The following is a 5,149-nucleotide window of genomic DNA, read 5'->3' on the forward strand; positions in this document are numbered from 1 at the left end:
ACGGTGGATCCGCATCTGCACCGGACCGCGGACCTCTCGGCGAGCTGGACCACCCCCGTGACCGTGCTCTCCGCCGCGCCGGTGCTCGCCGCGGCCCTGCCGGACCCGGCGACGCCCCTGGTGGTCGGTCCTGACGAGGAGGCTGGCGCCTGGGCCGCGGCCCTCGCGGATGCGCTGGGCGCGCCGCACGTCACGTTCCACAAGGAACGCCGCGGCGACCGGGACGTGCGGCTGGCCCTGCCCGAGGGCCTGGCGATCCGCGGCCGGTCGGCGGTGCTCGTGGACGACGTCTGCTCGACGGGGGTGACGCTCGAACGCGCCACGGAGCGGCTGCGCGCGGCCGGGGCCGTGTCCGTGGACATTGCCGTGACGCATGCCCTGTTCGACGACGAGGGTCTGGCCCGGTTGAAGCGGGCCGGCGCGCGGTGGATCGTGTCGAGCGACTCTTGCCGCCACCCGACGAACGCCGCGCCGCTGGCCGACCTGCTGGCCGCGGCGCTGCGGGGGGAGCTCGCCCCGGACGGGCCGTGACACCGGCGCGGCCGGTCGGACGCTAGCGCCCCGCCCCCCGCGCGTCGGGACCGCTCCTGGCCCGGTTCCTGGCTCAACAGAGCGGCCAGACGTCGCCGCGCCGGCGCAGGCATTGACCTCGCGCAAGGCGTCGCGGTGCGGCGCGTGGTCCTCCTCTTCGGACAGGAGGCCCGCATGCCCCAGCATCTCGTGAGCGACATCCTCGCGATCCTGGTGGAAGGTCAGGACATGGCCGTGGCCACGACGTTCCCCGATGGGGCGCCGCATGCCGTCACGGTCAGCTACGTCAGCGAAGGTCTTGCGCTCTATTTCGGCTGCTCGCCGGGCTCGCAGAAGGCCCGCAACCTCGACCACGACGACCGGTTGGCGATCACGGTGACGCTGCCGTACAGGGACTGGAGCCAGATTCGCGGGCTCTCGCTCTGCGGGCGGGCCCGTCCGGTGGCGCCCGGCCTCGAGCAGACCCGCGTGGCGGCGCTGTTCGCCGCCAAGTTCAGCGAGATCGCCCAGTATGTGTCGGACGTGGGGGACGATTTGGCGTTGTTCGAAGTGACGCCCGAGGTGATTGGCGTGCTCGACTACCGCCGGGGTTTCGGTCACGTCGAACATGTACGGGTGCTGCAGCTGGACCCCCCGCGTACGGAGCGCCTCACGCACGAGGCCCGACGCACGTGAGTTCCGCCAAGAACCCGCCGTCGCCAGGCCGACCGCTGCTGGCGGTGTCGGGGGCTCTGTGTCTGCTCGCCGGGCTCGCCGGCCTGGCCGCCCTGGCGGTCGCCGTCTACGGCGGCGCGCCGTCCAATCACGCCTGGGCGCTGCGGCTGGGGCTGGCGGGAAGCTTGCTGGCTTCGGCCGCGGCGCAGGTGCTCGTGCTGATCGGCGGCTGGGCGCTCTGGCGCGGTCTGCGCCGGCGGCCCTAGCCCTCGAGCCGGTGGAGGGCGCCGAGGCGCTTCTCGCTACGCGCGCTGTCGTGGCGCGCGGCGAGGGACGCGATTGCGTCAGGTCAAGGCCGATCCGGCCTCGAGGGCGTAGCAACCCGGGTCGGCCGCGCGCCCTGGGAGCCACCTGCGATGAACGAGCCCGCGCTCGACGTGCGGAACCTGGGAAAGGTCTATTCGACCGCCGCCGGGGACGTTCACGCCCTTCGCGGGGTCGATCTGCAGGTTCCGGGTGGCGAGATGCTTGTCCTGCTGGGCCCGTCAGGCTCGGGCAAGTCGACCCTGCTCAACATCCTCGGCGGGCTGGATCGCGCGACGTCGGGCGCGGCCTGCGTCGCGGGACTCGAACTGACGGCCGCCACCAATGCCGAACTGACCCGATATCGGCGCGCCTCGGTCGGCTTCATCTTCCAGTTCTTCAACCTGGTGCCCAGCCTCACCGCCCGCGAGAACGTCGCTCTCATCACGGAGATCGCGCGCGATCCGATGCGCCCGGAGGAGGCCCTGGCGCGGGTCGGGCTCTCCGACCGGATGGACCACTTCCCCGCGCAGCTCTCCGGCGGCCAACAGCAGCGGGTGGCGGTCGCCCGCGCGATCGCCAAGCGGCCGCAGCTACTGCTCTGCGACGAGCCCACCGGGTCCCTGGACAGCGAAAGCGGCGTGCAGGTGCTCGAGGCGATCGCGGAGGTGACCCGCGACGTCGGGGCCACCACCATGATCGTCTCGCACAACGTCGACATCGCGGGGATGGCCGACCGCGTCATCCGCTTCCGCGATGGGCGGATCACCGAGATCGAGCGGAATGGGAAGAAGCTGGCCCCCCGGGAGATGAGCTGGTGAAGCCGCTCGACCGCAAGCTCCTGCGCGACCTGTGGCGCCTGAAGTGGCAGATGATGGCGATCGCGCTCCTGATCGCCTGCGGCGTCTCGGTGGCGGTCATGTCGTTCTCGGCGCAGCGCGCCCTGGCGGACGCGCAGGCCGCCTTTTACGCGGACACTCGTTTTGCCGACGTGTTCGCCCAGGCCAAGCGCGCGCCGGCCTCCCGGCTCCACGACCTGACCCGGATCGAAGGCGTCACCGCGGTCGACGTGCGCATCCTGGAAGCGGGTCTCATGGACGTGCCGGGCTTGTCGCGGCCGGCCACCGCCCGCCTCATCTCGCTGCCCGAGGACGAGGGCCGCGGGCTGAACCGCGTTCGGCTGACCCGCGGGCGCATGCCGGACCCGAAGCGGACCGACGAGGCGGTGGCGCTCAGGACCTTCATGGACGCCGCCGGGGTGAAGCTGGGCGATCGGTTGACCGCGGTGGTGGAGGGCCGCGCCTTCACCTTTACGGTGGTCGGCGCGGTGCTGTCGCCGGAGTACGTCTATGTCCCGGCGCCGGAGTCGTTCATGCCGGACGACGCGCACCAGGCCGTCCTCTGGGCGCCCCGACGGGCGGTCGAGCGCGCAGCAGGCATGAGCGGCGCGTTCAACGCGGTGGCGCTGAAGCTGGCGCCCGGCGCGTCGACGGCGGCCGTGCTCGCGGATGTGGACCGCGTGCTCGCGCCCTACGGCGGCCGCGCGGCCTATGCGCGCGAGGACCAGGCCTCCCACGCCTTCCTCGCGGCGGAGCTGAAGGAGCTCTCCACCTCGGCCTCGATCCTGCCGCCGATCTTCCTGATCATCGCCGCCGCGCTCGTCCACCTGACTGTCTCGCGCCTGGTGGACGCCGAGCGCGAGCAGATCGGCCTGCTCAAGGCCTTCGGCTATCGCGATGCGGAAGCCGCGCGGCCCTATCTGCGCATGGCCGTCGCGATCGGCCTCGTCGGCGCGATCGCCGGGGGCCTGGTCGGCGGGACGCTGGGCGCGGCCATCGTCGAGCAGTACCGCGACTACTTCCGCTTTCCGGTGCTGGCCGTGCGATTCCACTGGCCGGCTTTCGCGGGAGCCTCGGCGGTGGCCGTGGCGGCGACCGTCGCCGGCTCGGTGGCGGCCGTACGCCGCGCCGCCGCGCTCTCGCCCGCGGTCGCGATGCAGCCCTTGCGCCCAGCGACCTACCGCACAGGCCTGCTCGACCGGCTGATCCGGGGCCCGGCGGTGGACCAGGCCACGCGGGTGATCGTGCGCAACCTGGAGCGCTTCCCGATCCGCAGCCTGCTCGCGATGTCGGGCCTCGCCGCCAGTCTGTCTCTGCTGGTCGGCACCCAGTTCCTGTTCGACAGCCTCGATAGGGTGGTCGATCAGGCCTACTACCGCACCCAGCGCTGGAGCGAGGCGATCGGCTTCGCCGAGCCGCGCAGCATCGCCGCCCTCGGGGAGGTGTCGCGCCTGCCTGCCGTGATCGCGGCCGAGCCCGTCCGCGTGGTGGCCGCGCGCCTGCACGCCAACGGCCGCGAGGAACTGACCCGTATCGTCGGCCTCGAGCCGGACGCCATGTTCGACCGGCCGTTGGATGGGCGCGACCGGCGCGTGCCGTTCAAGGGCCGTGGGCTGGTGCTGAGCGAGGCGCTCGCCGAGCGAGTGGGCGTGGCGGCCGGCGATGAAATCCGCGTCGAGGTGATCGACGGGCGGGCGCCGACCGCGGTCCTCCCGGTCACCGGTCTGGCGCGCGACTACAGCGGCTTCGCCGCCTACATGGACCGTCGGCGGCTGAACGTCCTGATGGGCGAGGGGAATCTCGCCAGCGGGGCGCACCTGCAGCTGGCGGCGGACCGGCGGCCGGACTTCTACCGGGCCATCGAGCGGACGCCGCAGATCGTCGGCGCCTCCTCGCGCGACGAGACCGTCGCCAGCTGGCGGCAAGCCATGGCCGAGGCGTTCCGCGTCACCGTCGGCTTCTACGTGGGCTTCGCCGGCGCCATTGCGTTCGGGGTCGCCTATAACACGAGCCGCATCGCGCTTTCGGAACGCGCGAGGGACCTGGCCACCCTTCGGGTGCTGGGCTTCGGCGAGGGCGAGTGCGCCTACATCCTGATCGGCGAGCTGGCCGTGCTGGCGCTCGTGGCGATCCCGCTGGGCGTGCTGGGGGGCCAGGCGCTCTCCCATGGGCTGGTGGCCGCCTATTCGCGCGACGAGGTGCGGCTGCCGGCGGTCATCGGCCTGCGGAGCTACGGTGTCTCGCTGCTGGCCTACCTGGGCGCGGTGGCCATCGCCGGCGCCTTGGTGGCGCGCCGCATCTGGGGCTTCGATCTCGTGGCCGTTCTGAAGACGAGGGACTAGCGATGGCCAAGGTCAAATGGGTCCGGTGGGGGCTGGGCGCGGCGGCCGCGGTTGTCGTGGCGATCATGCTCGGCCTCCTGCTGGCCCCGCGCCCGGTGGCGGTGGACGGGGACACGGTCCGCGTCGGTCCGATCGCCGACAGCGTGGCCGACCAGGGCGCGGCGCGGGTGCGCGAGGCCTACGTCGTCGCCGCGCCCGTGTCGGGCCGGCTGGAACGGGTCGATCTGCATGTCGGCGACCGGGTCGTCGCCGGTGCGACGGTTGTGGCGCGGATCCGTCCCTCGAGCGCCGATCTCCTGGACCCGCGGTCCCGCGCGCAGGCGCAGGCGGCCGTGGCGGCGGCCCAGGCGGCGGTGGGCGCGGCTCGCGCCGACGAGGATCGATACGCCGCCGAGGCCCGCAAGGCCGACGCCGATCTCGTCCGCGTCCGCGCGCTCGCCGACCAGGGCTTCGCCGCCCGCCAGGCGCTCGACGCCGCCG

At 73.1% G+C, this 5,149-nt stretch carries 5 protein-coding genes and 1 pseudogene; all 6 read left to right on the plus strand.

Annotation, left to right across the window (positions count from 1 at the left end):
* On the plus strand, nucleotides 1-531 hold a 531-nt coding region (locus VGD44_RS08490), incomplete at its 5' end, for a phosphoribosyltransferase family protein (RefSeq protein ID WP_331085866.1).
* Nucleotides 532-705: 174 nt separating this feature from the next.
* Complete coding sequence (locus VGD44_RS08495) at nucleotides 706-1,206, plus strand: pyridoxamine 5'-phosphate oxidase family protein (RefSeq protein ID WP_331085869.1); 501 nt, start codon at nucleotides 706-708, stop codon at nucleotides 1,204-1,206.
* Nucleotides 1,203-1,451, plus strand: coding sequence for a hypothetical protein (locus VGD44_RS08500; RefSeq protein WP_331085871.1), 249 nt, complete (start codon nucleotides 1,203-1,205; stop codon nucleotides 1,449-1,451). The genes VGD44_RS08495 and VGD44_RS08500 overlap by 4 nt, the downstream gene beginning before the upstream one ends.
* Before the next feature lie 150 nt (nucleotides 1,452-1,601).
* Nucleotides 1,602-2,309, plus strand: coding sequence for an ABC transporter ATP-binding protein (locus tag VGD44_RS08505; RefSeq protein WP_331085874.1), 708 nt, complete (start codon nucleotides 1,602-1,604; stop codon nucleotides 2,307-2,309).
* On the plus strand, nucleotides 2,306-4,669 hold the full coding sequence (locus VGD44_RS08510) for an ABC transporter permease (RefSeq protein ID WP_331085876.1): 2,364 nt from the start codon (nucleotides 2,306-2,308) through the stop codon (nucleotides 4,667-4,669). Before VGD44_RS08505 ends, VGD44_RS08510 begins: the two co-directional genes overlap by 4 nt.
* Nucleotides 4,670-4,671: 2 nt before the next feature.
* Nucleotides 4,672-5,149: pseudogene (locus VGD44_RS08515) on the plus strand (efflux transporter periplasmic adaptor subunit); the annotation flags it as partial.

Source organism: Phenylobacterium sp. (assembly GCF_036402295.1).
Classification (GTDB): Bacteria; Pseudomonadota; Alphaproteobacteria; order Caulobacterales; family Caulobacteraceae; genus Phenylobacterium.